The organism is Hydrogenophaga pseudoflava, assembly GCF_031020795.1.
Lineage (GTDB): Bacteria > Pseudomonadota > Gammaproteobacteria > Burkholderiales > Burkholderiaceae_C > Hydrogenophaga > Hydrogenophaga pseudoflava_A.
The window spans coordinates 712,276-737,754 of sequence record NZ_JAVHJP010000001.1; the positions used below are offsets into that span (position 1 = coordinate 712,276).

The 25,479-nt window shown below is 64.6% G+C and carries 26 protein-coding genes and 1 tRNA gene; 16 read left to right on the forward strand and 11 right to left on the reverse strand.

Features of this window, described 5'->3' with window-relative positions:
* Nucleotides 1-4 precede the first annotated feature (4 nt).
* Both RCO38_RS03450 and ugpQ read left to right on the forward strand, forming a co-directional pair.
* Nucleotides 5-1,009 carry a sn-glycerol-3-phosphate import ATP-binding protein UgpC gene (locus RCO38_RS03450; RefSeq protein WP_308326893.1) on the forward strand — a complete coding sequence of 335 codons (1,005 nt, stop codon included), beginning with the start codon at nt 5-7 and terminating at the stop codon, nt 1,007-1,009.
* Nucleotides 1,006-1,752, forward strand: coding sequence for a glycerophosphodiester phosphodiesterase (gene ugpQ, locus RCO38_RS03455; RefSeq protein WP_308326894.1), 747 nt, complete (start codon nt 1,006-1,008; stop codon nt 1,750-1,752). Before RCO38_RS03450 ends, ugpQ begins: the two co-directional genes overlap by 4 nt.
* A 15-nt stretch (nt 1,753-1,767) precedes the next feature.
* Here ugpQ and RCO38_RS03460 read toward each other — a convergent pair whose 3' ends face one another.
* Complete coding sequence (locus RCO38_RS03460; protein ID WP_308326895.1) at nt 1,768-2,037, reverse strand: hypothetical protein; 270 nt, start codon at nt 2,035-2,037, stop codon at nt 1,768-1,770.
* A gap of 47 nt (nt 2,038-2,084) precedes the next feature.
* Here RCO38_RS03460 and hemA point away from each other — a divergent pair, with 47 nt between their 5' ends.
* The 5 genes from hemA to RCO38_RS03485 all read left to right on the forward strand — a co-directional run bounded on the left by hemA (nt 2,085) and on the right by RCO38_RS03485 (nt 6,967).
* Complete coding sequence (gene hemA / locus RCO38_RS03465) at nt 2,085-3,359, forward strand: glutamyl-tRNA reductase (protein ID WP_308326896.1); 1,275 nt, start codon at nt 2,085-2,087, stop codon at nt 3,357-3,359.
* Nucleotides 3,360-3,449: 90 nt separating this feature from the next.
* Entirely contained in the window at nt 3,450-4,547 is a 1,098-nt protein-coding gene (prfA, locus tag RCO38_RS03470) for a peptide chain release factor 1 (protein WP_308326897.1), read from the forward strand.
* Entirely contained in the window at nt 4,547-5,386 is an 840-nt protein-coding gene (prmC, locus tag RCO38_RS03475; protein WP_308326898.1) for a peptide chain release factor N(5)-glutamine methyltransferase, read from the forward strand. The genes prfA and prmC overlap by 1 nt, the downstream gene beginning before the upstream one ends.
* Before the next feature lie 57 nt (nt 5,387-5,443).
* Entirely contained in the window at nt 5,444-5,767 is a 324-nt protein-coding gene (grxD, locus tag RCO38_RS03480) for a Grx4 family monothiol glutaredoxin (RefSeq protein WP_066152991.1), read from the forward strand.
* A 195-nt stretch (nt 5,768-5,962) separates the two neighbouring features.
* Nucleotides 5,963-6,967: an AAA family ATPase gene (locus RCO38_RS03485; protein ID WP_308326900.1), complete on the forward strand. Its 1,005-nt coding sequence runs from the start codon at nt 5,963-5,965 to the stop codon at nt 6,965-6,967.
* A gap of 12 nt (nt 6,968-6,979) precedes the next feature.
* Here RCO38_RS03485 and RCO38_RS03490 read toward each other — a convergent pair whose 3' ends face one another.
* Nucleotides 6,980-7,600 carry a lytic transglycosylase domain-containing protein gene (locus RCO38_RS03490; protein ID WP_308326901.1) on the reverse strand — a complete coding sequence of 207 codons (621 nt, stop codon included), beginning with the start codon at nt 7,598-7,600 and terminating at the stop codon, nt 6,980-6,982.
* Between the two features lie 11 nt (nt 7,601-7,611).
* On the reverse strand, nt 7,612-9,357 hold the full coding sequence (locus RCO38_RS03495) for a proline--tRNA ligase (protein WP_308326902.1): 1,746 nt from the start codon (nt 9,355-9,357) through the stop codon (nt 7,612-7,614).
* Nucleotides 9,358-9,533: 176 nt separating this feature from the next.
* Here RCO38_RS03495 and RCO38_RS03500 point away from each other — a divergent pair, with 176 nt between their 5' ends.
* A complete protein-coding gene (locus RCO38_RS03500; protein WP_308326903.1) occupies nt 9,534-10,172 on the forward strand; it encodes an RNA pyrophosphohydrolase in 639 nt (212 codons plus the stop codon).
* Between the two features lie 23 nt (nt 10,173-10,195).
* On the opposite strand, the gene proB is transcribed toward RCO38_RS03500, so the two are convergent.
* The 4 genes from proB to rplU form a co-directional block, all read right to left on the reverse strand.
* Nucleotides 10,196-11,371 carry a glutamate 5-kinase gene (gene proB / locus RCO38_RS03505; protein ID WP_308326904.1) on the reverse strand — a complete coding sequence of 392 codons (1,176 nt, stop codon included), beginning with the start codon at nt 11,369-11,371 and terminating at the stop codon, nt 10,196-10,198.
* Between the two features lie 18 nt (nt 11,372-11,389).
* Nucleotides 11,390-12,466 (reverse strand): Obg family GTPase CgtA, encoded by a 1,077-nt coding sequence (cgtA, locus tag RCO38_RS03510; protein ID WP_308326905.1) that lies wholly within the window; start codon nt 12,464-12,466, stop codon nt 11,390-11,392.
* 99 nt (nt 12,467-12,565) lie between these two features.
* Nucleotides 12,566-12,823 carry a 50S ribosomal protein L27 gene (gene rpmA / locus RCO38_RS03515; protein WP_308326906.1) on the reverse strand — a complete coding sequence of 86 codons (258 nt, stop codon included), beginning with the start codon at nt 12,821-12,823 and terminating at the stop codon, nt 12,566-12,568.
* Nucleotides 12,824-12,836: 13 nt separating this feature from the next.
* Nucleotides 12,837-13,148: a 50S ribosomal protein L21 gene (gene rplU / locus RCO38_RS03520; protein ID WP_066152961.1), complete on the reverse strand. Its 312-nt coding sequence runs from the start codon at nt 13,146-13,148 to the stop codon at nt 12,837-12,839.
* Nucleotides 13,149-13,430: 282 nt separating this feature from the next.
* On the opposite strand from rplU, the gene RCO38_RS03525 reads away from it, so the two are divergent.
* From RCO38_RS03525 to RCO38_RS03560, 8 genes are all read left to right on the forward strand, one after another.
* On the forward strand, nt 13,431-14,360 hold the full coding sequence (locus RCO38_RS03525; protein WP_308326907.1) for a polyprenyl synthetase family protein: 930 nt from the start codon (nt 13,431-13,433) through the stop codon (nt 14,358-14,360).
* Between the two features lie 47 nt (nt 14,361-14,407).
* Nucleotides 14,408-14,484 (forward strand) — tRNA-Pro (locus tag RCO38_RS03530).
* Nucleotides 14,485-14,636: 152 nt separating this feature from the next.
* Nucleotides 14,637-16,373, forward strand: coding sequence for a type IV-A pilus assembly ATPase PilB (gene pilB / locus RCO38_RS03535; protein WP_308326908.1), 1,737 nt, complete (start codon nt 14,637-14,639; stop codon nt 16,371-16,373).
* Nucleotides 16,374-16,404: 31 nt separating this feature from the next.
* Nucleotides 16,405-17,622 (forward strand): type II secretion system F family protein, encoded by a 1,218-nt coding sequence (locus RCO38_RS03540; RefSeq protein WP_308326909.1) that lies wholly within the window; start codon nt 16,405-16,407, stop codon nt 17,620-17,622.
* 5 nt (nt 17,623-17,627) lie between these two features.
* Complete coding sequence (locus tag RCO38_RS03545) at nt 17,628-18,470, forward strand: prepilin peptidase (RefSeq protein WP_308326910.1); 843 nt, start codon at nt 17,628-17,630, stop codon at nt 18,468-18,470.
* Between the two features lie 10 nt (nt 18,471-18,480).
* On the forward strand, nt 18,481-19,071 hold the full coding sequence (gene coaE / locus RCO38_RS03550; RefSeq protein WP_308326911.1) for a dephospho-CoA kinase: 591 nt from the start codon (nt 18,481-18,483) through the stop codon (nt 19,069-19,071).
* 40 nt (nt 19,072-19,111) lie between these two features.
* Nucleotides 19,112-19,867: a cell division protein ZapD gene (gene zapD, locus RCO38_RS03555; RefSeq protein ID WP_308326912.1), complete on the forward strand. Its 756-nt coding sequence runs from the start codon at nt 19,112-19,114 to the stop codon at nt 19,865-19,867.
* An 11-nt stretch (nt 19,868-19,878) separates the two neighbouring features.
* On the forward strand, nt 19,879-20,067 hold the full coding sequence (locus tag RCO38_RS03560; protein ID WP_308326913.1) for a DNA gyrase inhibitor YacG: 189 nt from the start codon (nt 19,879-19,881) through the stop codon (nt 20,065-20,067).
* A 6-nt stretch (nt 20,068-20,073) separates the two neighbouring features.
* Here RCO38_RS03560 and RCO38_RS03565 read toward each other — a convergent pair whose 3' ends face one another.
* Genes RCO38_RS03565 through secA form a run of 4 tightly spaced genes read right to left on the reverse strand, consistent with a single transcriptional unit; the run spans nt 20,074 to nt 25,458 of the window.
* The gene (locus RCO38_RS03565; protein ID WP_374694502.1) at nt 20,074-20,544 is read right to left on the reverse strand and encodes an NUDIX domain-containing protein; all 471 of its coding nucleotides are present in this window, start codon (nt 20,542-20,544) and stop codon (nt 20,074-20,076) included.
* A complete protein-coding gene (locus RCO38_RS03570) occupies nt 20,541-21,419 on the reverse strand; it encodes an ATP-binding protein (protein WP_308326914.1) in 879 nt (292 codons plus the stop codon). The genes RCO38_RS03565 and RCO38_RS03570 overlap by 4 nt, the downstream gene beginning before the upstream one ends.
* A gap of 20 nt (nt 21,420-21,439) precedes the next feature.
* Nucleotides 21,440-22,687: a bifunctional glutamate N-acetyltransferase/amino-acid acetyltransferase ArgJ gene (gene argJ, locus RCO38_RS03575; RefSeq protein WP_308326915.1), complete on the reverse strand. Its 1,248-nt coding sequence runs from the start codon at nt 22,685-22,687 to the stop codon at nt 21,440-21,442.
* A 26-nt stretch (nt 22,688-22,713) separates the two neighbouring features.
* Entirely contained in the window at nt 22,714-25,458 is a 2,745-nt protein-coding gene (gene secA / locus RCO38_RS03580; RefSeq protein ID WP_308326916.1) for a preprotein translocase subunit SecA, read from the reverse strand.
* Between the last annotated feature and the right edge of the window lie 21 nt (nt 25,459-25,479).

Sequence of the window (25,479 nt, forward strand, 5' to 3'; positions counted from 1 at the left end):
CCTCATGGCCTCTCTCTCCTTCCGAAACGTCGTCAAGCAATACCACCAGGGCAAGCAGTCGCTGCAGGTGATTCATGGCGTCAATGCCGAGATTGCGGACGGCGAGTTCATCGTCATCGTCGGCCCCTCGGGCTGCGGCAAGTCCACGCTGCTGCGCATGGTCGCCGGGCTTGAAGAGGTCAGCGGTGGCGAGATCCGCATCGGCGAGCGCGTGGTCAACCAGCTCGAACCCGCCGACCGCGACATCGCCATGGTGTTCCAGAACTACGCGCTCTACCCGCACATGAGCGTGTTCGAGAACATGGCCTACGGGCTGAAGATCAAGAAGCTGCCGGCCGCCGAGATCCGGCAGCGCGTGGACAAGGCCGCGGCGATCCTGGAGCTGGGTCACCTGCTGGACCGCAAGCCGCGCCAGCTCTCGGGCGGACAGCGCCAGCGCGTCGCCATGGGCCGTGCCATCGTGCGCCAGCCCCAGGTGTTCCTGTTCGACGAACCGCTGTCCAACCTGGATGCCAAGCTGCGCGCCCAGACCCGGCTGGAGATCCAGAAGCTGCACCGCGAACTGGGCATCACCTCGCTCTTCGTCACCCACGACCAGGTCGAGGCGATGACGCTGGCCGAGCGCATGATCGTGATGAACGCCGGCCGCATGGAGCAGTTCGGCACGCCCGAAGAGGTCTACTCCCGCCCCGCCACCACCTTCGTCGCCAGCTTCATGGGATCGCCGCCGATGAACCTGCTGGAGAACGCGCCGGGCGGGCAGCCTGGCCGCACCCTGGGCATCCGCCCCGAGCACATCGATCTCGCGCCCGAGGGCTGGAGCCTGCGGGTCGAGACGGTGGAGATGCTCGGCGCCGAGCGCCTGATCCACACCCGCCTGGGCGACGAGGCGCTGATCATCCGCACCCACGAGGACCAGGGTGCACCCGAGGTCGGCAGCACCGTGGTGGCGCGCCCCCGCGAAGACAGGCTGCACTGGTTCGACCGGGCGACAGGAGCACGCCTGTGAATCACTCCCCCACCCCCTGGCCCTACCCGCGCTGGATCGCCCACCGGGGCGCCGGCCAGTTGGCCCCGGAAAACACCCTGGCCGCGTTCCGTCTGGGCGCGCAGCACGGCTACCGCATGGCCGAGTGCGACGCCAAGCTCAGCGCCGACGGCGTGGTGTTCCTGCTGCACGACGACACGCTGGACCGAACCACCGACGGCCAGGGCCTCGCCGGTGACCACGCATGGGCCGAACTGAGCCTGCGCGACGCCGGCAGCTGGCACTCGCGCCAGTACGCGGGCGAGCGCCTGCCCACGCTGGAGGGTGTGGCGCGCTTCTGCCGTGCCAACGCCTGCCTGCTCAACATCGAAATCAAGCCCACACCCGGTCTGGAAGAAGAGACCGGGCGGGTGGTGGCGCGGGAGGCGGCGCGACTCTGGGAGGGCGCCCCGGTCCCGCCGCTGCTGACCTCGTTCCAGCCGGAGGCGCTGGCCGGCGCCCAGGCCGCCGTGGCGCCGCTTCCCCGTGGCTTGCTGCTGGAGACGCTGTGGGACGGCTGGCTGGACGTGGCCCGGCAGCTCGGCTGCGTGGCCGTGGTCTGCGACCAGGTGCTCTGGGATGTGGAGGTGATGGCCGCGGTGCACGGCAGCGGCATGCGTGCCCTGGCCTACACCGTCAACGAACCGGTCTCGGCCGAGCGTCTCTGGGCGCTGGGCATCGACGGCCTGATCACCGACCGGGTCGACCTGTTCGCGCCCGACTGACCTTCTGCGGCCCGGTCAGCGCTGGCGCAACCACCAGCCCAGCGAACCCTGGGCCAGCACGAGTGCGGCATAGGTCAGCATCTTGCCGTCGCGGCCGAACACGATCAGGCCCGCCAGCAGCACACCCACACCGAGGGCGCACAGCGCCACCAGTTCCCGGCGCGCACCCCAGCGCCCTGCGCGCGCCTTGGGCCAGATCCGCGGCAGGCCCCACAGCATGACCGCCAGCCCGACGGCCGGGGCAGCGAAGTTGGCAAGGTGAGTGATCAGGGCCAGAAATGACATGAATATGAAGGCGTCCGTCCGCGGCGGCGAATTTTATAATCGCGGCCATGTCTGTCTGGGCGCTCGGCATCAACCACCACACGGCTCCGCTTGATCTGCGGGGCCGTTTCGCGTTCGCGCTCGACCAGATCCAGCCCACGCTGCACGGCTACCGCAGCAGTCTGGCCCGCCAGCCCGAGGCCACCCTGCTGTCCACCTGCAACCGCACGGAGCTGTACGCCGCGGGCGAACAGTCGGCCGTGGAACCCACGCTGGAGTGGCTGGCCCAGACCGGCGGCGTCAGCACCCATGTGCTCAAGGACCACGCCTACATCCTGCGCGAAGGCGAGGCCGCGCGCCACGCCTTCCGTGTCGCCAGCGGGCTCGACAGCATGGTGCTGGGGGAGGCCCAGATCCTGGGCCAGATGAAGGACGCGGTGCGCGCCGCCGACGAGGCCGGCGCCCTGGGCACCACACTGCACCAGCTGTTCCAGCGCTCCTTCGCCGTGGCCAAGCAGGTGCGCACCTCGACCGAAATCGGCGCCCATTCGATCAGCATGACCGCCGCCGCCGTGCGCCTGGCCAGCCAGCTGTTCGAAGACCTCAAGGACATCAAGGTGCTGTTCGTCGGCGCTGGCGAGATGATCGAACTGGCGGCCACTCACTTCGCGGCCAAGACGCCCAAGAGCATGGCGATCGCCAACCGCACGCTGGAACGCGGCGAGGCCCTGGCCGGCCGCTTCGGCGCCCAGGTCCTGCGCCTGGCCGACATCCCCGAGCGCCTGCACGAGTTCGACGCCGTGGTCAGCTGCACCGCCAGCACCCTGCCGATCATCGGCCTGGGCGCGGTGGAACGCGCGCTCAAGAAGCGCAAGCACCGCCCCATGTTCATGGTCGACCTGGCCGTGCCGCGCGACATCGAGATCGAGGTCAAAGGCCTGTCCGACGTCTACCTCTACACGGTGGACGACCTGGCCAGCGTGGTGCAGACCGGCAAGGAAAACCGCCAGGCCGCCGTCGCACAGGCCGAAGCCATCATCGACGCAGGCGTGCTCAGCTTCATGCACTGGCTGGACCAGCGCGATCCGGCCAAGGGCGGCGTGGTGCCTCTGATCCAGCAGATCAATGCCCAGGCCGACGCCTGGCGCGCCGCCGAACTGGCACGCGCCAAGAAGCTGCTGGCCCGGGGCGAGCCGGTCGAGGCCGTGCTGGAGGCCCTCTCCAAAGGTCTGACGCAGAAGATGTTGCACGGCACCCTGGCCGAGCTGCACGCGGGCGACGCCGAGACCCGCGCCGCCACGGCGCAGACCGTCTCGCGCCTGTTCCTGCGCGAGAAGTCCTAGCGGCGCCGACCGCGCACCGGCCGGTGCGCCCCGGGCACGGTCCGTCGGCCCCGTGCATGCCCTCCCGCCGTCGCCTTTTTCCGCTTCCGCATGAAACCCTTCGTCCGCGACACCCTGCTGCGCCAGAAAGCCCGCCTGCACGAGCTGGACGCCCTGCTCTCCGCCCCCGACGTGGTGAACGACCTGGAGCGCTTCCGCACCCTCAGCCGCGAGCACGCCGACGCCTCGGTGATCGTCGAGGCCTTCAACCGCCACCAGCAGCGCGAGGCCGATCTGACCGCCGCCCAGGAGATGCTGGCCGACCCCGACATGGCCGAGATGGCACAGGAGGAAATCGACGCCGCCCGAGCCGACCTCGAACGGCTGGACGCCGAGTTGCAGCACCTGCTCCTGCCCAAGGACCCGGACGACGAACGCCCGGCCTTCGTCGAAATCCGCGCCGGCACCGGCGGTGACGAGTCGGCCCTGTTCGCGGGCGATCTGGCGCGCATGTACACCCGCTACGCCGACAGCCAGGGCTGGACCACCGAGATCGTGAGCGAGTCGCCCAGCGAACTCGGCGGCTACAAGGAGGTGGTGTTGCGCATCGCCGGCCGCGGCCCGGGGACGAACGTCTACGGCCAACTGCGCTTCGAATCGGGCGGCCACCGCGTGCAGCGCGTACCCGCCACCGAAACGCAGGGCCGCATCCACACCAGCGCCGCCACCGTGGCCGTGATGCCCGAGCCCGACGAGACCGAGGCCGTCAAGCTCAACCCGGCCGACCTGCGCATCGACACCTTCCGCGCCAGCGGCGCCGGTGGCCAGCACATCAACAAGACCGACTCGGCCGTGCGCGTGGTGCACCTGCCCACCGGCATCGTGGCCGAGTGCCAGGACGGCCGCAGCCAGCACAGCAACAAGGCCAAGGCGCTGCAGGTGCTGCAGGCGCGCATCCAGGAAAAGGAGCGCAGCGAACGTGCCGCCAAGGAAGCCGCCACCCGCAAGGGCCTGGTGGGCAGCGGCGACCGCAGCGACCGCATCCGCACCTACAACTTCCCGCAGGGCCGCCTGACCGACCATCGCATCAACCTCACGCTCTACAAGCTGCTGCAGGTGATGGAGGGCGACCTGGGCGACGTGGTCCACGCGCTGCAGGTGGCGCGCGGGGCGGAGCTGCTGGCCGACCTGGAGCAGCAGAACAGCTGATGAGCACGCTGACCGATGCCCTGCGGCAAGCCGCGGCCGCCGGCCTGGACCGGTTGGACGCTCAGATGCTGCTGCTGCACGCACTGGGCCGCTCGCCGCACGGGCGCGCCTGGCTGATCGCGCACGACAGCGACCCGCTGCCCGCCGAAGCCGCGGCCCGTTGGACCGGGCTGCTGCAACGGCGGCAACAGGGCGAGCCGGTGGCCTACCTGCTGGGCGAAAAAGAGTTTGCCGGCCTGACGCTGCGGGTGGATGCGCGCGTGCTGGTCCCGCGCCCGGACACCGAGGTGCTGGTGGAATGGGCCCTGGACGCCCTGCCCCCGCCCGGCGGCGGTGCGCCCCGCCTGCTGGACCTGGGCACCGGCAGCGGCGCCATCGCGCTCAGCGTCGCCAGCCGCCGCCCCGACGCACAGGTCACCGCCACCGACGCCAGCGCCGATGCGCTCGCCGTCGCCCGGACCAATGCGCACACACTGAACCTGCCGGTGCGCTTCGCCCAGGGCGCCTGGCTGACCCCTGTTGCGGGCGAGCGCTTTCACGTCATCGCCAGCAACCCACCCTACATCGCAGAGGGGGACCCTCACCTCACCGCCCTCACCCACGAACCCATCAGCGCGCTGACCGCCGGCCCCGACGGGCTGGACGACATCCGCCAGATCGCCACGCAGGCGCCAGGCGCCCTGTGTCCTGGCGGCTGGCTGCTGCTGGAACACGGGCACGACCAAGCCGCCGCGGTGCGGGCACTGCTGGTGGCGCAGGGCTTTCAGGACGTCGGCAGCCGCACCGACCTGTCAGGCATTGAACGTTGCAGCGGCGGCCGCTGGCCTGGCGCGCGATAATTCAGCCATTGGCCGGAGCGTTCCGGACACCCTTCAACGAACCGACAGGACCCCCCCATGAGCGACGTGCAGACCCAGATCGACCAACTGGTCAAATCCAACGACATCGTGCTGTTCATGAAGGGCAGCGCCAGCTTCCCCATGTGCGGTTTCTCGGGCCGCGCCATCCAGATCCTCAAGGCCTGCGGCGTGGACACCAAGGCGCTCAAGACCGTCAATGTGCTCGAAGACGACGGCATCCGCCAGGGCATCAAGGAATACAGCAACTGGCCCACCATCCCCCAGCTCTACGTCAAGGGTGAGTTCATTGGCGGCTCGGACATCATGATGGAGATGTACGAGTCGGGCGAGCTGCAGAAGACCATCAGCGGCCAGGCCTGAGCATCGCCGCTCGCGCCCGCACACAAGCCGCCTTCGGGCGGCTTTGTGCTTTCTGGGATGCCTGACGGCGTGAGGCTTTGCATACTTTGGTCTCATCGCTCGGGAAGCCCCGGTTTTTCAGGGTTCTTCCTGCGTTACGGGTGGGCACGTCTTGTGCTTGAATGAACGCGTCGCTGAACCTTCAAGGAGAACCGAATGAGCTCTTGCAGCCTGGTCGCTTCCCCCACCCTCGGACTGCCCATCGCCCGGATGCGCAGCGTGTTCGACGCCGACGCGGTCGAACGCAAGCTCGCCCACCTGCAGGCCAGCGGCAATGAGCGCGAATACGAAGGCCTGCGCAACACCTGGCAGCGCATGCTCGAACGCGGCCCGCAGCGTTTCGCGGTCAAGCCCTCGGGCGTGCCCGACATGGCCCCCCTCTACGAGCTCCTGCCCAACTTCACCGAGGTACTGGACGACGTCAAGCGCCATGTGGCGCTCAGCCAAGACAGCCACGACAGCCTGGAGGTCACGCCCATCCTCCTGCTCGGCCCGCCGGGTGTGGGCAAGACCCACTTTGCCAAGCAGATCGCCGACCTGCTGGGCACCGGCATGAGCCTGGTGCCAATGAGCAGCATGACGGCCGGCTGGCTGCTGTCGGGTTCGTCCTCGCAGTGGAAAGGCGCCAAGCCGGGCAAGGTGTTCGAGGCCCTGGTGGACGGCCAGTACGCCAACCCGGTGATCGTGGTCGACGAGATCGACAAGGCGGCGGCCGACGCACAGTACGACCCGCTCGGGGCGCTGTACGGCCTGCTGGAACACGACACCGCGCAGAACTTCGTCGACGAGTTCGCCGAGGTGCCGATCGATGCCAGCCAGGTGATCTGGATCACCACGGCCAACGACGAGCGCAGCATCCCCGACCCGATTCTCAACCGCATGAACGTGTTCGAGATCCAGCCGCCCTCACCCGAAGCGGCACGCCGCATCGCCGCCCATCTCTACGACAGCATCCGCGGTGAACACGACTGGGGCAAGCGCTTCGATCCTGAGCCCGCCGACGACGTGCTGGACCTGCTTGCCACCCTGGCACCCCGGGAAATGCGGCGCGCGCTGGTCACGGCATTCGGGAACGCCCGGCTGGCGGACCGTTTCACCGTGGAAGCTGCGGATCTGCCCAAAGCGGGCAGTGGCAAGGCGCGGATCGGTTTCCTGCAGTGAGCGTCCTGGTGCTCAGGCGGCCGGAGGCAACCACTGCCTCGCCGCGGCGTACACCGCGTTGGGGTATTCGGCGCGCCCCCGGCTGCCGTTGTAGCGCCCCAGTGCCATGAAGGTGTCGCCGCGCTCGCGGTCCAGGTAGTGGCGCAGGATGACGCAGCCGAAGCGGATGTTGGTCTGCATGTGGAACAGCCTGCCCGGGTCGCCGTCGCCGATCAGTCGCGACCAGAACGGCATGATCTGCATGTAGCCACGGGCGCCGACGCGCGAGATCGCAAACTTGCGGAACGCGCTCTCGACCTGGATCAGACCCATCACCATGGTCGTGTCCAGGCCGGCGCGTCGGGTCTCGTACCAGACAGTCTGGAGAAACTCGATGCGGGTCTGGAAATCCGGTTTGCGCTTCTTGAGCCGCTCGCTCATCGCCCCAAGCCAGCGCAGGTAGGCCAGGCGCTTGTCGGTGTCGGTGAACTCGGGCACCGGCGGCGCGCTGTTGGCAATGGCCGAGCTGAGCGCCGTGCGCACCGAATCGGCCAGGGGCTCTTCCACCTGCCCGCCCGCATGCACCCAACCGGTGCCCAGCCAGCCGGTCGAGCCGAAGGCCGCCGCACGAGCCAGCCACTGGCGGCGGTCCATCACCCGCGGTCTCACGCGCCCAGGCGCCCCCGGACGTAGGCCAGCGCCTCGGCCGCCGGCACCTTGGTGGCCGCGGCGTCGCGGCGGTGCTGGTACTCGACCATGCCTTCCTTGAGCCCCCGGTCGCCGATGGTCACGCGGTGCGGCACGCCGACCAGTTCCCAGTCCGCGAACATCGCACCCGGGCGCTCGCCCCGGTCGTCCAGGATCACGTCCACACCCGCCGCCAGCAGGCCGGCGTAGAGTTCGTCGGCCGCGGCCTTGACGGCCTCGCTGCGGTCCGCCCCCACCGGGCAGACCACCACCGTGAACGGCGCGATGGCGTCGGGCCAGACGATGCCGCGCTCATCGTGGTTCTGTTCGATGGCCGCTGCCGGTAGCCGCGTGATGCCGATGCCGTAGCAGCCCATCTCGAAATGCTTGGGCTTGCCATCGGTGTCCAGAAAGGTTGCGTTCATGGCCTTGCTGTACTTGGTGCCCAGGTAGAACACATGGCCCACCTCGATGCCGCGCTCGATGGCCAGCGCGCCCTTGCCGTCGGGCGAGGGGTCGCCCTCGACCACGTTGCGCAGATCGGCCACCAGATCGGGCTCGGACAGGTCGCGGCCCCAGTTCACGCCCGTGGTGTGGAAGTCCGGCTCGTTGGAGCCGCAGATCCAGTCGGCCATCACCGCCACCTCACGGTCGGCAACGATCTTCAAAGGCTTCTTCAGGCCGACCGGGCCCAGATAACCCGGCTTGCAGCCGAAATGCGCGTCGATCTCGGGAATGCTGGCGAAGCGGAAGCCCTTGTCCAGACCAGGCACCTTGCCCACCTTGACCTCGTTCATGTCATGGTCGCCCCGCAGCAGCAGCAGCCAGACCTGGCTCTTGACCACTTCTCCGGCCTCGTTGAGTTCGTCGGTGGCCAGCACGAGCGACTTGATCGTGGTCGACAGCGGCACGCCCAGGTACTGCGCCACGTCGGCGCAGGTGCTCTTGCCCGGCGTGGGCGTCTTCACCATCGGGTTGGCGGGCGCAGGCCGCGGACCGGCCGGCGCCAAGGCCTCGGCCTTTTCCATGTTGGCGGCGTAGTCGCTGTTCGGGCAGTAGACGATGGCATCCTCGCCCGTGGCGGCGATCACCTGGAACTCCTCGCTCAAGTCACCGCCGATGGCACCGCTGTCGGCCGCCACCGCACGGTACTTCAGGCCAAAGCGGTCGAAGATGCGGCGATAGGCAGCGGCCATGGCCTGGTAGCTGGCCTTGGCGCCCGCCTCGTCGCGGTCGAAGGAGTACGCGTCCTTCATGATGAACTCGCGACCTCGCATCAGCCCGAAACGCGGACGTCGCTCGTCGCGGAACTTGGTCTGGATCTGGTACAGGTTCTTGGGGAGCTGCTTGTAGCTGCGCAGCTCCTGGCGCGCCACGTCGGTGACCACCTCTTCGCTGGTCGGCTGGATGACGTAGTCGCGCTCGTGCCGGTCCTGGATGCGCAGCAGTTCCGGCCCCATCTTCTCGAAGCGGCCCGTCTCCTGCCAGAGCTCGGCCGGCTGCACCACCGGCATGGTCATCTCGACCGCACCGGCGCGGTTCATTTCCTCGCGCACGATGGCTTCCACCTTCTGGATCACGCGCAGGCCCATGGGCATGTAGTTGTAGATGCCGGCGCCCAGCTTGCGGACCATGCCGGCGCGGGTCATGAGCTGGTGGCTCACCACCTCCGCATCGGCAGGGGCTTCTTTCAGGGTGGTGATGAGGAACTGGGAAGCTTTCATGGGGAAACCGCCACCAAGGTGGACAAAGGCTGGGAGTGTGATCGGAATGAGGCTGGAGAACAGGGGCTCCGTCGGTCGGTGTTTACCCGGCGTTGGGCCGATGCCGCATCGCATTTGGTACGCAATTTGTCATGCGCGATGCATAATCCAGACAGTTCAAAAATTTGGGGTTGATTATGCTTGACAGAGAAGGCTTCAGGCCCAATGTCGGCATCATTCTGCTCAACCAGCGAAACCAGGTGTTCTGGGGCAAGCGCATTCGCTCTCACTCCTGGCAGTTTCCGCAGGGCGGCATTGATCGGGGTGAAACCCCCGAACAGGCCATGTACCGGGAGCTGCACGAAGAGGTGGGTCTCAAGCCCGAGCACGTGAGCATCGTGGCCCGCACGCGGGACTGGTTGCGCTACGAAGTGCCAGACCGGTTCATCCGCAGGGATGCGCGCGGTCATTACAAAGGCCAGAAACAGATCTGGTATCTGCTGCGTCTCGTCGCGCATGACTGGAATCTGAACCTGCGCGCCACCGACCATCCCGAGTTCGATGCTTGGCGCTGGCACGACTACTGGGTTCCGCTGGACGTGGTAGTCGAGTTCAAGCGCGGCGTATACGAAATGGCCCTGACCGAACTGGCCCGTTACCTGCCCAAGAACGACCACCGCAACCGCTACCTGCGAGCGGGCGGTCGGCCGCAACGCTCCGCCGAGGAACAGACGCCGCACGCCGTGTCTCGCATATGTCCGGGCGGCATGGAACTGCCCCCTGGCGCCAGCTTCGATCCGGATCCCCAGGCACAACCGCGCCCCTGTCTGGATTGAAACTGCGGCGCGGCGGCGCAGATTCAGCTGCGCGTGAGCACCAGGTTGTCCCGGTGGATCATCTCCGGCTCGGCGGCGTATCCCAGCAACCGCTCGAAATCCGCCGACGAGCGGCGACAGAGCAAACGCGCTTCCGGGCTGGCGTAATTCGAGAGACCACGTGCGATTTCCGCACCATCCGGCCCGCGCACCGCAATCACGTCGCCGCGCGAGAAATCCCCCTCGACGCCCGTCATGCCGATGGGCAGCAGGCTCTTGCCCTCTCCCACGATTTTTTCAACTGCACCGGAGTCCACGACCACCGAACCCCGCATCTGCAGGTGGTCCGCCATCCATTGCTTGCGTGCCTGCTGCTTGGCGGTCTGGGCCACCAGACAGGTGCCGATGGCCTCCCCTTCGCAGAGGCGCTGCAAGACGCGCGGCTCACGCCCCCAAGCGATCACGGTGGACGCGCCCGAGCCCGCCGCACGCTTGGCCGCCAGTATCTTGGTGATCATGCCGCCTTTGCCGATGCCTGAGCCAGCACCGCCGGCCATCGCCTCCAGTTGCGGATCACCCGCCCGAGCCACATGCACAAAGGTCGCTGATGGATCGCGACGAGGATCGGCGGTGTAGAGCCCCTTCTGGTCCGTCAGGATGACCAGCACATCCGCCTCGACCAGATTGGCCACCAAGGCACCCAGCGTGTCGTTGTCACCGAACTTGATCTCATCGTTGACCACCGTGTCGTTTTCGTTGATCACCGGGACCACGCCGAGCTGCAGCAAGGTCAGAAGCGTGGAACGCGCATTCAGGTAGCGTTCGCGATCGGCCAGGTCGGCATGCGTCAGCAACACCTGGGCACTGCCCACACCACATTCGCGAAGCTTGGTCTCGTACATCTGCACCAGACCCATCTGCCCGACGGCCGCCGCGGCCTGCAGTTCGTTGATTTCTTTTGGACGGCTGGTCCAGCCCAGGCGCTTCATGCCCTCGGCCACCGCCCCGCTGCTGACCATGATCAGCTCGCGCCCGCTTTGTACCAAAGCCGCCAGCTGCTGACTCCAGTGGCCGATGGCCGCCTCGTCCAGTCCCCGCCCTTCGTTCGTAACCAGGCTGGACCCCACTTTCACCACAATGCGCCGCGCGGATTTCACAACGGGCGGAACGCCGCTGTTGTCATTGATAGGAGCGGTCACGAAGCTTCCCACGTCTGCCATGCTTGTATCGGTGTTACGTCAATCGGGTTGCGGGTCACTGCCAGCGAAGCGTGGGTCCACCACGGCAGGGGCCTGGGCGTCTTCGTGAACCTTGGCGATGTGTGCATAAATCTTCTGCACCAGCAACTCGCAGCCTTCGCGGGTGAGCGCGGAGATCTCGAACACCGGACCCTTGTGCTTCAGACGCTTGACGATGTCGTTCACCCGGGATTCCCGCTCTTCCACCGGCACCATGTCCAGCTTGTTGAGCACCAGCCATCGAGGCTTGGCGTACAGCGCCGGGTCGAACTTCTTGAGTTCGGCCGCAATGGCCTTGGCCTGCTGGACTGGATCAACAGTCTCGTCGAACGGCGCCACGTCCACGAGATGCAGCAAGAGCCGGGTGCGCTGAAGGTGGCGCAAGAACTGGTGCCCGAGCCCAGCGCCTTCGGAAGCCCCTTCGATCAGGCCCGGCACGTCGGCCACCACGAAACTCTTCTCCGGCCCTACGCGCACCACACCGAGGTTGGGATGGAGCGTGGTGAAAGGGTAGTCAGCAATCTTCGGCCGTGCATTCGAAATGGCGGCGATCAGCGTCGATTTGCCCGCGTTGGGCATGCCCAGCAAACCGACATCCGCCAAAACCTTGAGCTCCAGCTTGAGCGTGCGCCGCTCACCCGGCCATCCGGGTGTTTTTTGTCTCGGCGCCCGGTTGGTGGAACTCTTGTAGTGCATGTTGCCAAAGCCGCCATCACCGCCTTTGGCAATGGTGATTTGCTCACCCGGCTGGAGCAACTCAAACAGCACCTCACCCGTCTCAGCGTCAGAGATGATGGTGCCCACGGGCATCTTGAGGATGATGTCATCCCCCTTGACGCCAAACATGTCGGATCCCTTGCCGTGCTCGCCACGCTGTGCTTCGAAACGTCGCGTGTAGCGGAAGTCCACCAAGGTGTTCAGACTGGCATCGGCCAGTGCATAAACGTGACCGCCGCGCCCGCCATCTCCACCGTCCGGTCCGCCGAACTCCTTGTACTTCTCATGCCGGAACGACGCGCAGCCGTTGCCGCCATCGCCTGCGGCGACATCGATCGTGGCTTCGTCCACAAATTTCATGATCAGCGCTTCCGAGAAATCAAACAAAAAAGGCCCGCGAACGGCGGGCCTTTCCACAGGATGCTGCCATCCAGTCAGCGGCCCGGGAGGGCCACCGCATCACACCGGCGTGATGCTCACGGTCTGGCGGTTCAGTGCACCCTTGGTTGCGAAGGTCACATGCCCGTCCACAGTAGCGAACAGGGTATGGTCCTTGCCCACTCCGACATTCGTGCCAGGGTGGAACTTGGTACCGCGCTGGCGCACGATGATGGAACCGGCGCTCACCAGTTCGCCACCGAAGGCCTTCACGCCGAGCATCTTGGGCTTGGAATCACGCCCGTTTCGCGTAGAGCCGCCGCCTTTTTTCTGTGCCATTTCAAACTACTCCTCAGGCAGCGATCGCAGCGATCTGCAGCTCGGTGAAATTCTGACGATGACCTTGGCGCTTCTGGTAGTGCTTGCGACGGCGCATCTTGAAGATGCGGACCTTGTCGTGCCGACCGTGTGCCACCACGGTGGCCTTGACTGTTGCGCCAGAGACCAGGGGGGTGCCAACCTTGAGTTCGCTGCCATTGCCGACAGCCAGAACCTGGTCGATCACGATTTCCTGGCCCACTTCCGCAGCAATCTGTTCTACTTTGATTTTTTCGCCAGCAGCAACGCGATATTGCTTGCCACCGGTTTTTATGACCGCGTACATAGGAACCTCATGAAGTTTTTGCCAGCAGGGATTTGCCTGGCATCCGGCAGACGGACTTCCGCCGAACCGTAGATTATAGCACCGCCAGCCGCTAGGCGGAAGCACCACCTTTTGTCCTTCACCGACTGCACGTAGAGCCGCCACACGGACACGGCGCGCCTGTTAGGCGCCTCTTCCCCGGTTCCTATAATCCGCGCACTCCACTCAGCCGAACCGCGGTAGCCGATCTTGACACCAGCCAGCCCCTCCAACGACTCGCCTCTCGACCTGATTCGGCTGGACATGAGAGCCGTTGATCTGGTGATCAACGATCGCCTCACCTCCGAGGTGCCTCTGGTCAAGGAAGTGTCGCAGTACATCATTTCTGCAGGGGGCAAGCGATTGCGCCCTGCACTGCTCCTGCTCATCAGCGGCGCCCTGGGCAGCGCCCACCCACACCGGCACACCCTGGCGGCCGTGGTGGAGTTCATCCATACCGCAACCCTTCTGCATGACGATGTGGTCGACGAGTCCACCTTGCGCAGAGGTCGGGCAACCGCCAATGAGCGGTTCGGAAACGCACCCAGCGTGCTGGTGGGCGACTTCCTGTACTCCCGCGCGTTCCAGATGATGGTGGACGTGAACAACATGCGGGTCATGGAAGTGCTGTCCGAAGCAACCAACGTCATTGCAGAAGGGGAAGTGCAGCAACTGGTGAACATGCACGACCCGTCGCTCGACGAGGCCGCCTACCTCCGCGTCATCCGATCAAAGACGGCCAAGCTCTTTGAGGCAAGCGCCCGGCTGGCGCCCATTTTGGCGGGTGCTACCGAGGAAGTCGAAGACGCGTGCGCCGTGTATGGCCAGGCCCTCGGGACCGCGTTCCAAGTGATTGACGATGTTCTGGACTATGAAGGCGACGCGCATGAGCTGGGCAAGAACCTGGGCGACGACTTGAGGGAAGGGAAAGTAACCCTCCCCATCATCTGCGCACTCAAAAAGGCCTCACCGGAACAGCAGCAACTGCTGCAGTCCGCCATCATTGAGGGCGACGTGGAACACATGGACGCCATTCTGAACATCATTCGTGAAACGGGAGCCCTTGAGGCCGCCCGATCAAGCGCCATGACAGAGGCTCGTCGCGCCATGGAAGCAGCACAAACGCTTCCGGAAAATCTGTACCGTTCGGCTTTGCTACAATTAGCGGCTGATCTGTTGGAGCGCCGCTCCTGACAGTTCCAAACAGCGCCGGTCAGTCATAGTCAGATCGTGCGCTTCGGCGGGGTGTAGCTTAGCCTGGTAGAGCGCTACGTTCGGGACGTAGAGGCCGGAGGTTCGAATCCTCTCACCCCGACCATTCTTTTTGGTCTCCTGCACCGGTCGGCACCGGCATCGCAGGCCATCACCGACACCTCCGCACAACATCCGGCGCGCCCGCAGGCGCGTTTTCGACACAGTTTGGGTGAATTGTGTCTTCCAAGTCATTGATTTACGATAGATTACGCGGTTATGGCATCTGTCGAAACGGCTTCACAAGATACACCTTCCATGGCCTTGCCTGGATTGGGCAGGGCACTTGTGAGCGCAGGAAAGCTGGGTCAGAAGGCGGCCGAAGATCTGTACAAGAAGGCACAGAGCGGGCGCACCAGCTTCATTGCTGAACTGACTGGCTCGGGAGCGGTTTCTGCTTCCGATTTGGCTCACACCATGTCCACGGCGTTCGCGGCGCCGTTGCTGGATCTGGACGCCATCGATCTGCAGAGATTGCCCAAAGGTTTGCTGGACCCCAAGATCTGCATCGACTACCGCATTGTTGTCCTGAGCAAACGCAACAACCGCCTGATGGTCGCGACGGCAGATCCGGCTGATCAGCAGGCAGCAGAAAAGATCAAGTTTGCGACCCAGCTCGGCGTGGACTGGGTCATCGCAGAGTACGACAAGCTCAGCAAGCTCATTGAAGCGCAGTCCACCACCGCCAATGAGGCGATGGACCAGATTGTGGGAGGTGAGTTCGAGTTCGACGAGTTTGCAGCCGAAGCGGTTACCACGGACACCGACAAGACCACCTCCTCGGAAGTGGACGACGCGCCGGTGGTCAAGTTTCTCCACAAGATGCTGCTCGATGCATTCAACATGCGGGCGTCCGATCTGCATTTCGAGCCGTACGAACACAATTACCGCGTGCGTTTCCGCATCGACGGTGAACTGCGCGAAATCGCCTCCCCGCCTGTTGCGATCAAGGACAAGCTGGCATCCCGCATCAAGGTGATCTCCAGAATGGACATCTCCGAAAAGCGGGTGCCGCAGGATGGCCGCATGAAGCTCAAGGTGGGGCCTGAGCGTGTGATCGATTTCCGCGTCAGCACCTTGCCCACGCTGTTCGGCGAAAAGATCGTGATCCGTATTCTCGATCCCAGCAGTGCCAAAGTGGGGATCGATGCCCTCGGCTATGAACCCGAGGAGAAAGAGCGTCTGCTCAGCGCGATCTCTCGCCCCTACGGCATGGTGCTGGTCACCGGCCCGACGGGTTCGGGCAAGACGGTGTCGCTCTACACCTGCCTGAACATGCTCAACAAGCCGGGCATCAACATTTCCACGGCAGAAGACCCGTCGGAAATCAACTTGCCTGGGGTCAACCAGGTCAATGTCAATGAAAAGGCGGGTCTGACTTTTGCAGCTGCGCTCAAGGCATTCCTGCGACAGGATCCGGACGTCATCATGGTGGGCGAAATCCGCGACCTCGAAACCGCGGACATCTCCATCAAGGCTGCCCAGACCGGTCACATGGTGCTGTCGACCCTGCACACCAACGACGCCCCCACCACACTCACCCGGATGATGAACATGGGCATTCCCACGTTCAACATCGCGTCGAGCGTGATCCTCATCACCGCGCAGCGATTGGCCAGGCGCTTGTGCGCCAACTGCAAAGCGCCGCTGGACGTGCCCCGCAAAGCCTTGCTGGAAGCGGGCTACAAGGCTGAAGAACTGGATGGCAGCTGGACCCCTTACAGGCCGGTGGGTTGCTCGGCCTGCAACAACGGCTACAAGGGTCGGGTCGGCATCTACCAGGTGATGCCGATTTCGGAGGAAATCCAGCGCATCATCCTCAAGGGGGGCAGCGCTCTGGACATTGCCCAGCAGGCTTCGCGCGAAGGGGTGAGAACCTTGCGCGAGTCTGGTCTCCTCAAGGTCAAGCAGGGTGTGACATCACTGGACGAAGTGCTCAGCGTCACGAACGAATAAATCGCCATCCGGACCGGGAAACGAGGAACACATGGCTACCGCAGCATCAAAAGGCACCCAGGATTTCGTGTTCGAGTGGGAGGGAAAGGATCGCAACGGGAAGGCGGTTCGAGGCGAGACTCGGGCCATCGGAGAAAACCAGGTGCTGGCCGCCATGCGCCGCCAAGGCATTGTGGTCACCAAAGTCAAGAAGCGCAGAATGCGCTCGGGCAAGCGGATCAAGCCCAAGGACATCGCCATTTTCACCCGCCAGCTCGCGACCATGATGAAGGCAGGTGTGCCCCTGTTGCAGGCGTTTGACATCGTGGGGCGCGGCAACCCCAACCCCAGCCTCTCCAAGTTGCTCAACGACATCCGGTCCGACGTCGAAACCGGCACATCCCTCAGCGCGGCCTTCCGAAAGTACCCGCTGTACTTTGATAGTCTGTACAGCAACCTCGTGGAAGCGGGCGAAGCGGCCGGCATTCTGGAAGAGTTGCTGGATCGGCTGGCGACCTACATGGAGAAAACCGAGGCGCTCAAGTCGAAGATCAAGTCGGCCCTCATGTATCCGGTGGCTGTCATCATCGTCGCGTTTGTGGTGGTGGCGGTGATCATGATCTTCGTGATTCCCTCGTTCAAGCAGGTGTTCACCTCGTTCGGTGCCGATCTCCCTGGACCCACCCTTTTCGTGATCTCCATGAGCGAGTTCTTCACGCAGTACTGGTGGCTCATCTTCGGTGGCATATTCGGCGTCTCGTACTTCTTCCTGCAAGCGTGGAAGCGCAACGAGAAGGTTCAGATGTTCATGGACCGACTCATGCTGAAGATGCCCATCTTCGGGCCGCTGGTGGAGAAGTCGGTGATCGCGCGCTGGACCCGCACGCTGGCCACCATGTTCGCAGCCGGCGTTCCCCTGGTCGAAGCCCTGGACTCGGTGGGTGGCGCCTCCGGTAATTCGGTCTTTTCCAAAGCGACCGAGCGCATTCAGCAGGAGGTATCAACCGGTACCAGCCTCACAAACGCCATGACCAATGCCAACATCTTCCCCTCCATGGTGCTGCAGATGTGCGCGATCGGTGAAGAGTCGGGCTCCATCGACCACATGTTGGGCAAGGCCGCCGACTTCTATGAAGCCGAGGTCGACGACATGGTGGCCGGACTCTCCAGCCTCATGGAACCCATCATCATCGTGGTGTTGGGTACCGTGATCGGAGGCATTGTGGTGTCGATGTACCTGCCCATCTTCAAGCTGGGCCAGGTCGTTTGATCAGCATGGTCAACGCGCTGGACGCCGCGCTGCTGGGCGTTCTGGGGCTGCTGGTCGGCAGTTTCCTCAATGTGGTCATCCACCGACTGCCCAAGATGATGGAGTTGCGCTGGGCAGCAGAATGTGCGGAGTTGCAAGGCACAGCGGCCGACACCGATGCGGCGGCCTCCTACAACCTCATGGTGCCACGCTCTGCGTGCCCTCACTGCGGGCACCAAATCCGGTGGTTCGAAAACATACCGGTGTTCAGCTATCTTGCCCTAGGAGGCAAATGCGCCGGTTGCAAGGCGCCCATCAGTGCCCGCTATCCGACGGTGGAGCTTCTGACCGGTGCCTTGTTCGCCTGGTGCGGTTGGACCTGGGGGCTGGGCTGGGAAGCACTGGCCTGGAGCGGATTTGCTGCGAGCCTCGTGGCGCTGACGTGCATCGACTGGGACACCACGTTGCTGCCTGATGACATCACCCTGCCCCTGCTGTGGGCCGGCCTGTGCCTCTCGGCGCTGGGGCTCACCGGAGTGCCGTTGACCGACTCGCTGTGGGGTGCCGTTGGCGGTTACCTGTCCCTCTGGCTGGTGTATTGGGGATTCAAGCTGGCCACGGGCAAGGAAGGCATGGGTTATGGTGACTTCAAGCTGTTCGCGGCGCTCGGCGCCTGGTTCGGTTGGCAGGCATTGATCCCGATCATCCTCATGGCCTCGGTGATCGGCGCTGTCGTGGGCATCGGTATCAAGGTGTTTTCACAGCTGCGCGAAGGCGGCTATGTGCCGTTCGGCCCTTTCCTGGCCCTGGCCGGAGTCACGTCGCTCTTTTTCGGGCCACGCGCCATCCTGGCCGCGATCGGTCTCTGACCGGCCAGCCATGCGTCGCCTGGGTCTGACGGGAGGCATCGGTAGCGGGAAAAGCACCGTGGCCAAAGTCCTGCAGGTGTGCGGAGCCACCATCCTGGATGCCGACCATATTGCGCGCAGGAGCACTCTTGCAGGCGGCGCCGCCATGCCGGACATTCAGTACCACTTCGGCGATGCATTCGTCGCCAGAGATGGCTCCATGGACCGCGACAAAATGCGCGCGCATGTGTTCGCACACCCGTCAGCCAAACAGCTGTTGGAGTCGCTCATCCATCCACGCGTGCATGAGGAAATGGAGCGTCTGGTCGAAGCCAGCACCGCTGATTGCGTGGTCTTCGACGTCCCCCTGCTCGTCGAGTCGGATCGCTGGCGCCCGCGGCTGGACGCGGTACTGGTGGTGGACTGCACACACGAAACCCAGATCACCCGGGTCATGGCGCGCAACGGATGGCCCCGCCCCCAGGTCGAGAGTGTCCTCGCCCAGCAAAGCACACGCGCCCGACGGCTGGCTTGCGCCGATGGTGTGATCTGGAACGAGGGAATCGATCTGCCGACACTGCAATCCTTGGTCCGGGAGATGGCTGGTCGGTTGGGACTATGATGAACAGGCCCATGACTGAACCTCTGCGCCCTTTGACGCTGTGATCCTGTACGAATACCCCTTCAATGAGCGCGTCCGGACGTACCTCCGGCTGGAGCACCTGTTCACCCGCTTGTCCGAGCTGGTGGCCCGCACCGACGCGCTGGATCACCATTTCGCCATACAGACCATCTTCGAGATCATGGACGTGGCCTCCCGCGCGGACATGAAGTCGGACGTCCTCAAGGACATTGACCGACACCGCATTCAGCTCAACGGCTACCGCGGCAACCCCGCCATTTCCGAGCGGGTGCTCGACGAAGTCATTGGCCGGCTGGATGCCAGCTTTGCCGAACTCAGTGGTGCGACGGGCAAAACCGGACAGTCCCTGACGGACAACGACTGGTTGATGGCCATTCGGAGCCGCATCGGCATTCCGGGCGGCACCTGCGAGTTCGATCTGCCCGGTTACTTCCACTGGCAGCACCAGCCCGCACCGCAGCGCCAGGCCGACCTCCACCGCTGGGTTCAAACCTTGGCACCTCTGGCCGAGGCGATCATGCTGCTCATGAAAATGATGCGTGACTCAGGGTCACCGCACAAAGTGGTTGCCCCTGGTGGCCAGTTCCAGCAGAACCTTCCACAGGGCCGCACGTACCAGTTGCTGCGCCTGGCCATTGATCCACGCCTTGGGCTGATTCCGGAGATTAGCGGCAACCGCCTGATGTTGTCGGTCCGCCTGCTGCGCCTTGGAGACGATGAACGACTGCATCCAGCCGGAGAGGACGCCTCTTTCGAGCTGACGCTCTGCTCCTGAACGCCCGACACATGAGCGAAGCACCCAGACAGGTGACGTGCCCGACCTGCGGAGGCCCAAGCCTGTACGCACCGGCCAACCGGTACCGCCCGTTCTGCGGTGAACGTTGTAAGCAGATGGATCTGGGTGCCTGGGCCAGCGAACGGTTTGCGGTGCCTGAGCAGGCGTCCGACCGAGTGCCGGGGTTCGAGGACAGCTGAAACGGTTCAGCGAGCCGCGGACGCAGCCTTGGCCGCTTCTTCGGCCAGCCAGGCGAGCACGGGTACCGTGCCTGGAAGCACCGGCTCGCAACCCACAGGCAATCGCTCCCAGCGATGGCTCTGCCCTTCGCGCATGTGCAGATCGCCAGACCAGTCGTACACCTTGCAGAAATTCAAGCGGACCAGTGCATGGGGATAGTCGACCACCGATTGTCGCCAGGCCATGGCCGGACCGATGGTGACACCAATCTCCTCCTGCAACTCCCGTCGCAAGGCCTGCTCCACGCTTTCACCAACCTCCAGCTTGCCACCCGGAAACTCCCAGTATCCGGCGTAGACCTTGCCGGGTGGTCGGGAGGTCAGGAGATAGCGACCCTGGGCATCGACCAGGATGCCGACCGCGACCTCGGTGAGCGGGCGCGGTACCCCCTCCGTGGATCCGCCTCCATCGACCACCAGCATCGCGGCCTGACTCATGACCGTGAGCGATGAGAGCCCGCGTAGTCGCGGGCGAACTGGTAGGCCACGCGTCCGCTGCGCGACCCCCGCTCAAGCGCCCAGACCAGGGCCTGGGGGCGCGCCGCTTCGATCTCGGCAGGAGCCACACCGAACGAGGCCAGCCACTGGGCCACGATGGTCAGGTACTCGTCCTGACTGAACGGGTAGAAGCTGACCCAGAGCCCGAAGCGCTCGGAGAGGGAAATCTTTTCCTCCACCACTTCACCGGGATGCACCTCGCCATCGGCGGTGTGGGTGTACGTGAGGTTTTCCTTCATGTACTCCGGCAGCAGATGACGGCGGTTGCTGGTGGCGCAGATCAGGACATTCTGCCCGGCCGCCGACACCGTGCCATCCAGGATGGACTTGAGGGCCTTGTAGCCTGCTTCCCCGTCTTCGAAACTCAGGTCATCGCAGAAAACAAGGAAGCGCTCGGGCCGGTCGGCCACCACGTCCACAATGTCGGGCAAATCCACCAGATCTGCCTTGTCCACCTCGATCAGCCGCAAGCCCTGCGGCGCGTATTCGTTCAGGCAGGCCTTGACCAGAGACGACTTGCCGGTGCCGCGGGCCCCCGTCAGCAATACGTTGTTGGCGGGCAAACCCTGCACAAACTGCAGGGTGTTGCGCTGGATCTTTTCCTTCTGTCCGTCGATTTCCTGCAAGTCCTCCAACCGCATCTGGGCCACCTGGCGCACGGGCTCCAGGACACCATGACCGCTGCTGCGCTTGCGGTAGCGAAACGCGATGGAGGCGTTCCAGTCGGGGGCGCCCAATGGCTGGGGGAGCACCGACTCGATGCGGGAGATCAGCTGCTCGGCCCTTTGAAGGAGCCGTTCGAATTGTTCGTTCATGCCACGCACCCGGCCAAAGGTCAGGATCGGTAGTCGGCGTTGATGGTCACATAGTCGTGGCTGAAGTCGCAGGTCCAGACCGTCTCGGTGGCGTCTCCGCGCCCCAGTCCGATGCGCACCAGGATTTCGGAAGCCTTCATGACACGCTGGCCGTCTTCTTCCCGGTAGTCGGGGTTGCGACCGCCCGCCTTGACCACGTGCACATCTCCGAGATGGAGCTCGATCCGGGCCGCATCGAGGTCGGCGATGCCCGCATAGCCGACCGCCGCAAGAATCCGCCCCAGGTTGGGATCGCTGGCGAAAAACGCCGTCTTGACCAGCGGCGAATGGGCCACGGCGTACGCCACCTTCAGGCACTCGTCGCGGCTGGCGCCCCCTTCCACCCGCACCGTGATGAACTTGGTGGCGCCCTCACCGTCGCGCACGATGGCGTGCGCGAGAAACTGGGCCACCTCGGTCATGGCCGCCAGCAAGGCCTGGCCGTCGGCGCTGGCCAGATCGGCCACCACCGGATTGCCCGCCTTGCCCGTGGCCACCACGACGAAGGAGTCGTTGGTCGACGTGTCGCCATCCACCGTGACACGATTGAACGAGCCGTCGGCCAGTTGCCTAGCCAAGGCGGACATGAGGGCGGGCGCCACCGCCGCATCGGTGGCCACATAACCCAGCATGGTCGCCATGTTCGGGCGGATCATGCCGGCGCCCTTGGCGATGCCGCTCACGGTCACGGTCTTGCCCCCCACCACCGCCTGGCGGCTGATCGCCTTGGGCAGTGTATCGGTGGTCATGATGCCTTCGGCCGCCTTGAGCCATTGTTCACCGGTGGCCCCGGCGACGCTGCCGGCATCGGCCAGCGCCAAGGGCAGCCCGACCAGCAGCCGATCCAGCGGCAACTGCTCCATGATCACGCCAGTCGAGAAAGGCAGCACCTGCTCGTGCGGCACGCCCAGCGCCAGCGCCAGCGCACTCGCGGACTGGCGTGCGTTCTGCAGGCCCTGCTCGCCGGTGCCGGCGTTGGCATTGCCGGTGTTGATCACCATGGCCCGGATGCCCTGCCCGGCCGCAAGATGGTCCCGGCACACCTGCACAGGTGCGGCCGCGTACCGGTTCTGCGTAAACACGGCCCCGACCACACTGCCTTCGTCCAGAAGGAAAACGGTCAGGTCCTTGCGGTTGGCCTTGCGGATGCCCGCTTCGGCCACACCGATGCGAACACCCGCAACGGGCAGCAGGTCCTGGGCTTGGGGAGCGATGTAATTCACAGCCATGGCATCAGATTCCAGTCAAAAGAGCATCAGGTCAGGGCGCCGTGGCAGTGTTTGTATTTTTTCCCGCTGCCGCAGGGGCAAGGATCGTTGCGCCCCACACGCGGCATGTCGGCCACAGCGGTTGCAGCCTCCACGACACTTTCGGCTTCACCGGTCTCTGTCGGAGCGGTGTAGGTCACATTGGAGATCTGTTCGGCGCTGGCCTCCATCTGTTCGGTGGCCTCGGAAATCTGTTCTGCGGACTGCACACGCACGTTCATCAGGATGCGTGTCACGTCGTTCTTCACACTGTCGAGCAGTTGCCCGAACAACTGGAAAGCCTCGCGCTTGTACTCCTGCTTGGGCTGCTTCTGGGCATAGCCACGCAGGTGAATGCCCTGGCGCAGGTAGTCGAGCGCAGACAGGTGCTCCCGCCACTGGCTGTCGATGGTCTGCAGGAGCACCATGCGCTCGAACTGCGTGAAGTTCTCGTCGCCCACCAGGGCCACCTTGTCTTCGAAGACCTGCTTGGCGGCTTTCTGCACCCGCTCGACGATGTCGTCCGCCTCCACCGACTCGGACTCGGAGACCCAGCCAGCGACCGGCAGGTCCACCGACCACTCTTCGCGCAGAACGCGCTCGAGGCCCGCCAGGTCCCACTGTTCTTCCACGCTGCCTTCGGGCACGAACTGGTACACCAGATCCGTCATGCAGCCCTCGCGCAACGCGTCGATCTGGGCCCGCAGGCTCTCCGCGTCCAGGATGTCGTTGCGCTGCTGGTAGATCACCTTGCGCTGGTCGTTCGACACATCGTCGTACTCCAGCAGCTGCTTGCGGATGTCGAAGTTGCGGGCCTCGACCTTGCGCTGGGCGCTTTCAATGCTGCGCGTGACGATGCCGGCCTCGATGGCCTCGCCCTCGGGCATCTTCAGCCGGTCCATGATGGCCCGCACCTTCTCGCCGGCGAAGATGCGCATCAGCGAGTCGTCCAGGCTCAGGTAGAAGCGGGACGAACCCGGATCGCCCTGGCGGCCCGAGCGACCACGCAGCTGGTTGTCGATGCGGCGGCTTTCGTGGCGTTCGGTCGCGATGATGCGCAGGCCACCGAGCGACTTCACCTTCTCGTGATCCGCCTGCCACTGGTCGCGCAGCGCCTGGATGCGCGGGGCCTTGCCGCCGTCATCCAGCGACTCGTCGGCCTCGACCGCAGCCACCATTTTTTCCAGGTTGCCACCCAGCACGATGTCGGTGCCTCGGCCGGCCATGTTGGTGGCAATGGTGATGGCACCCGGGCGACCTGCCTGCGCGATGATGTCCGCTTCGCGGGCGTGCTGCTTGGCGTTGAGCACCTCATGCGGCAGCTTCTCGGCCACCAGCAGCTGCGAGATGATTTCCGAATTCTCGATCGACGAGGTGCCGACCAGCACCGGCTGGCCGCGCTCGTGGCATTCGCGGATGTCCTGGATCGCCGCGACGTACTTTTCCTTGGTCGTCTTGTACACGCGATCAAGCTGGTCGACCCGCTGGCTGGGACGGTTGGGAGGAATCACCACGGTCTCCAGGCCGTAGATCTCCTGGAATTCGTAGGCTTCCGTGTCGGCAGTGCCGGTCATGCCCGAGAGCTTGCCGTAGAGACGGAAATAGTTCTGGAAGGTGATCGACGCCAGCGTCTGGTTCTCAGGCTGAATCGCCACGCCCTCCTTGGCCTCCACCGCCTGGTGCAGGCCATCGCTCCAGCGGCGACCGGCCATCAGTCGGCCGGTGAACTCGTCCACAATGACGATTTCGCCGTTCTGGACCACGTAGTGTTGGTCCCGGTGGTAGAGGTGGTGCGCCTTGAGCGACGTCACGAGGTGGTGCATCAGCGCGATGTTGGCCGGGTCGTACAGCGATGCCCCCTCCGGCAGCAAGCCAGCCTGGCTGAGCAGGCGCTCGGCGTTCTCGTGGCCCTGCTCGGTCATGTGGATTGAGTGCGCCTTTTCGTCCACAGTGAAATCACCTGGCTTGATCACACCCTCGCCGGTGCGGGGATCGGCCTCGCCCTCCTGCCGGGTCAGATGCGGCACCAGTTGCTTGATGGCGGTGTAGACCGGTGTCTGGTCTTCTGCCTGCCCGCTGATGATCAGTGGCGTGCGGGCCTCGTCGATCAGGATCGAGTCCACCTCGTCGACGATCGCGAAGTTCAACCCTCGTTGCACGCGGTCCTTGGCCTCGTGGACCATGTTGTCGCGCAGGTAGTCAAAACCGTATTCATTGTTCGTTCCGTAGGTGATGTCGGCACCGTACGCCGCCTGCTTGTCTTCCCGCGGGGCCTGGGGCAGGTTGATGCCGACCGACAGTCCCAGAAAGTTGTACAGCCGTCCCATCCACTGGGCATCCCGGCTGGCCAGATAGTCGTTCACGGTCACCACGTGCACGCCCTTGCCAGAAAGCGCGTTGAGGTAGACGGGCAGTGTGGCCGTCAGCGTCTTGCCTTCGCCGGTGCGCATCTCTGCGATCTTTCCGGAGTGCAGCGCAATCCCGCCGACCAGCTGCACATCGAAGTGGCGCATCTTCATCACGCGCTTGCTGGCCTCGCGCACCACCGCAAACGCCTCGGGAAGAATCGAATCGAGACTTGCACCGTCGGCCAGGCGGCGCTTGAACTCTGCGGTCTGTGCCTTCAGTTCGTCGTCGCTGAGCTTCTCGAACTGCGGCTCCAGACTGTTGATGCGTTCCACCGTTTTGCGGTAGGTCTTGAGCAAACGGTCATTGCGACTACCGAACAGTTTGGTGAGGAAATTTGTGGCCATAAGTGCGTACCGGCAACGGGC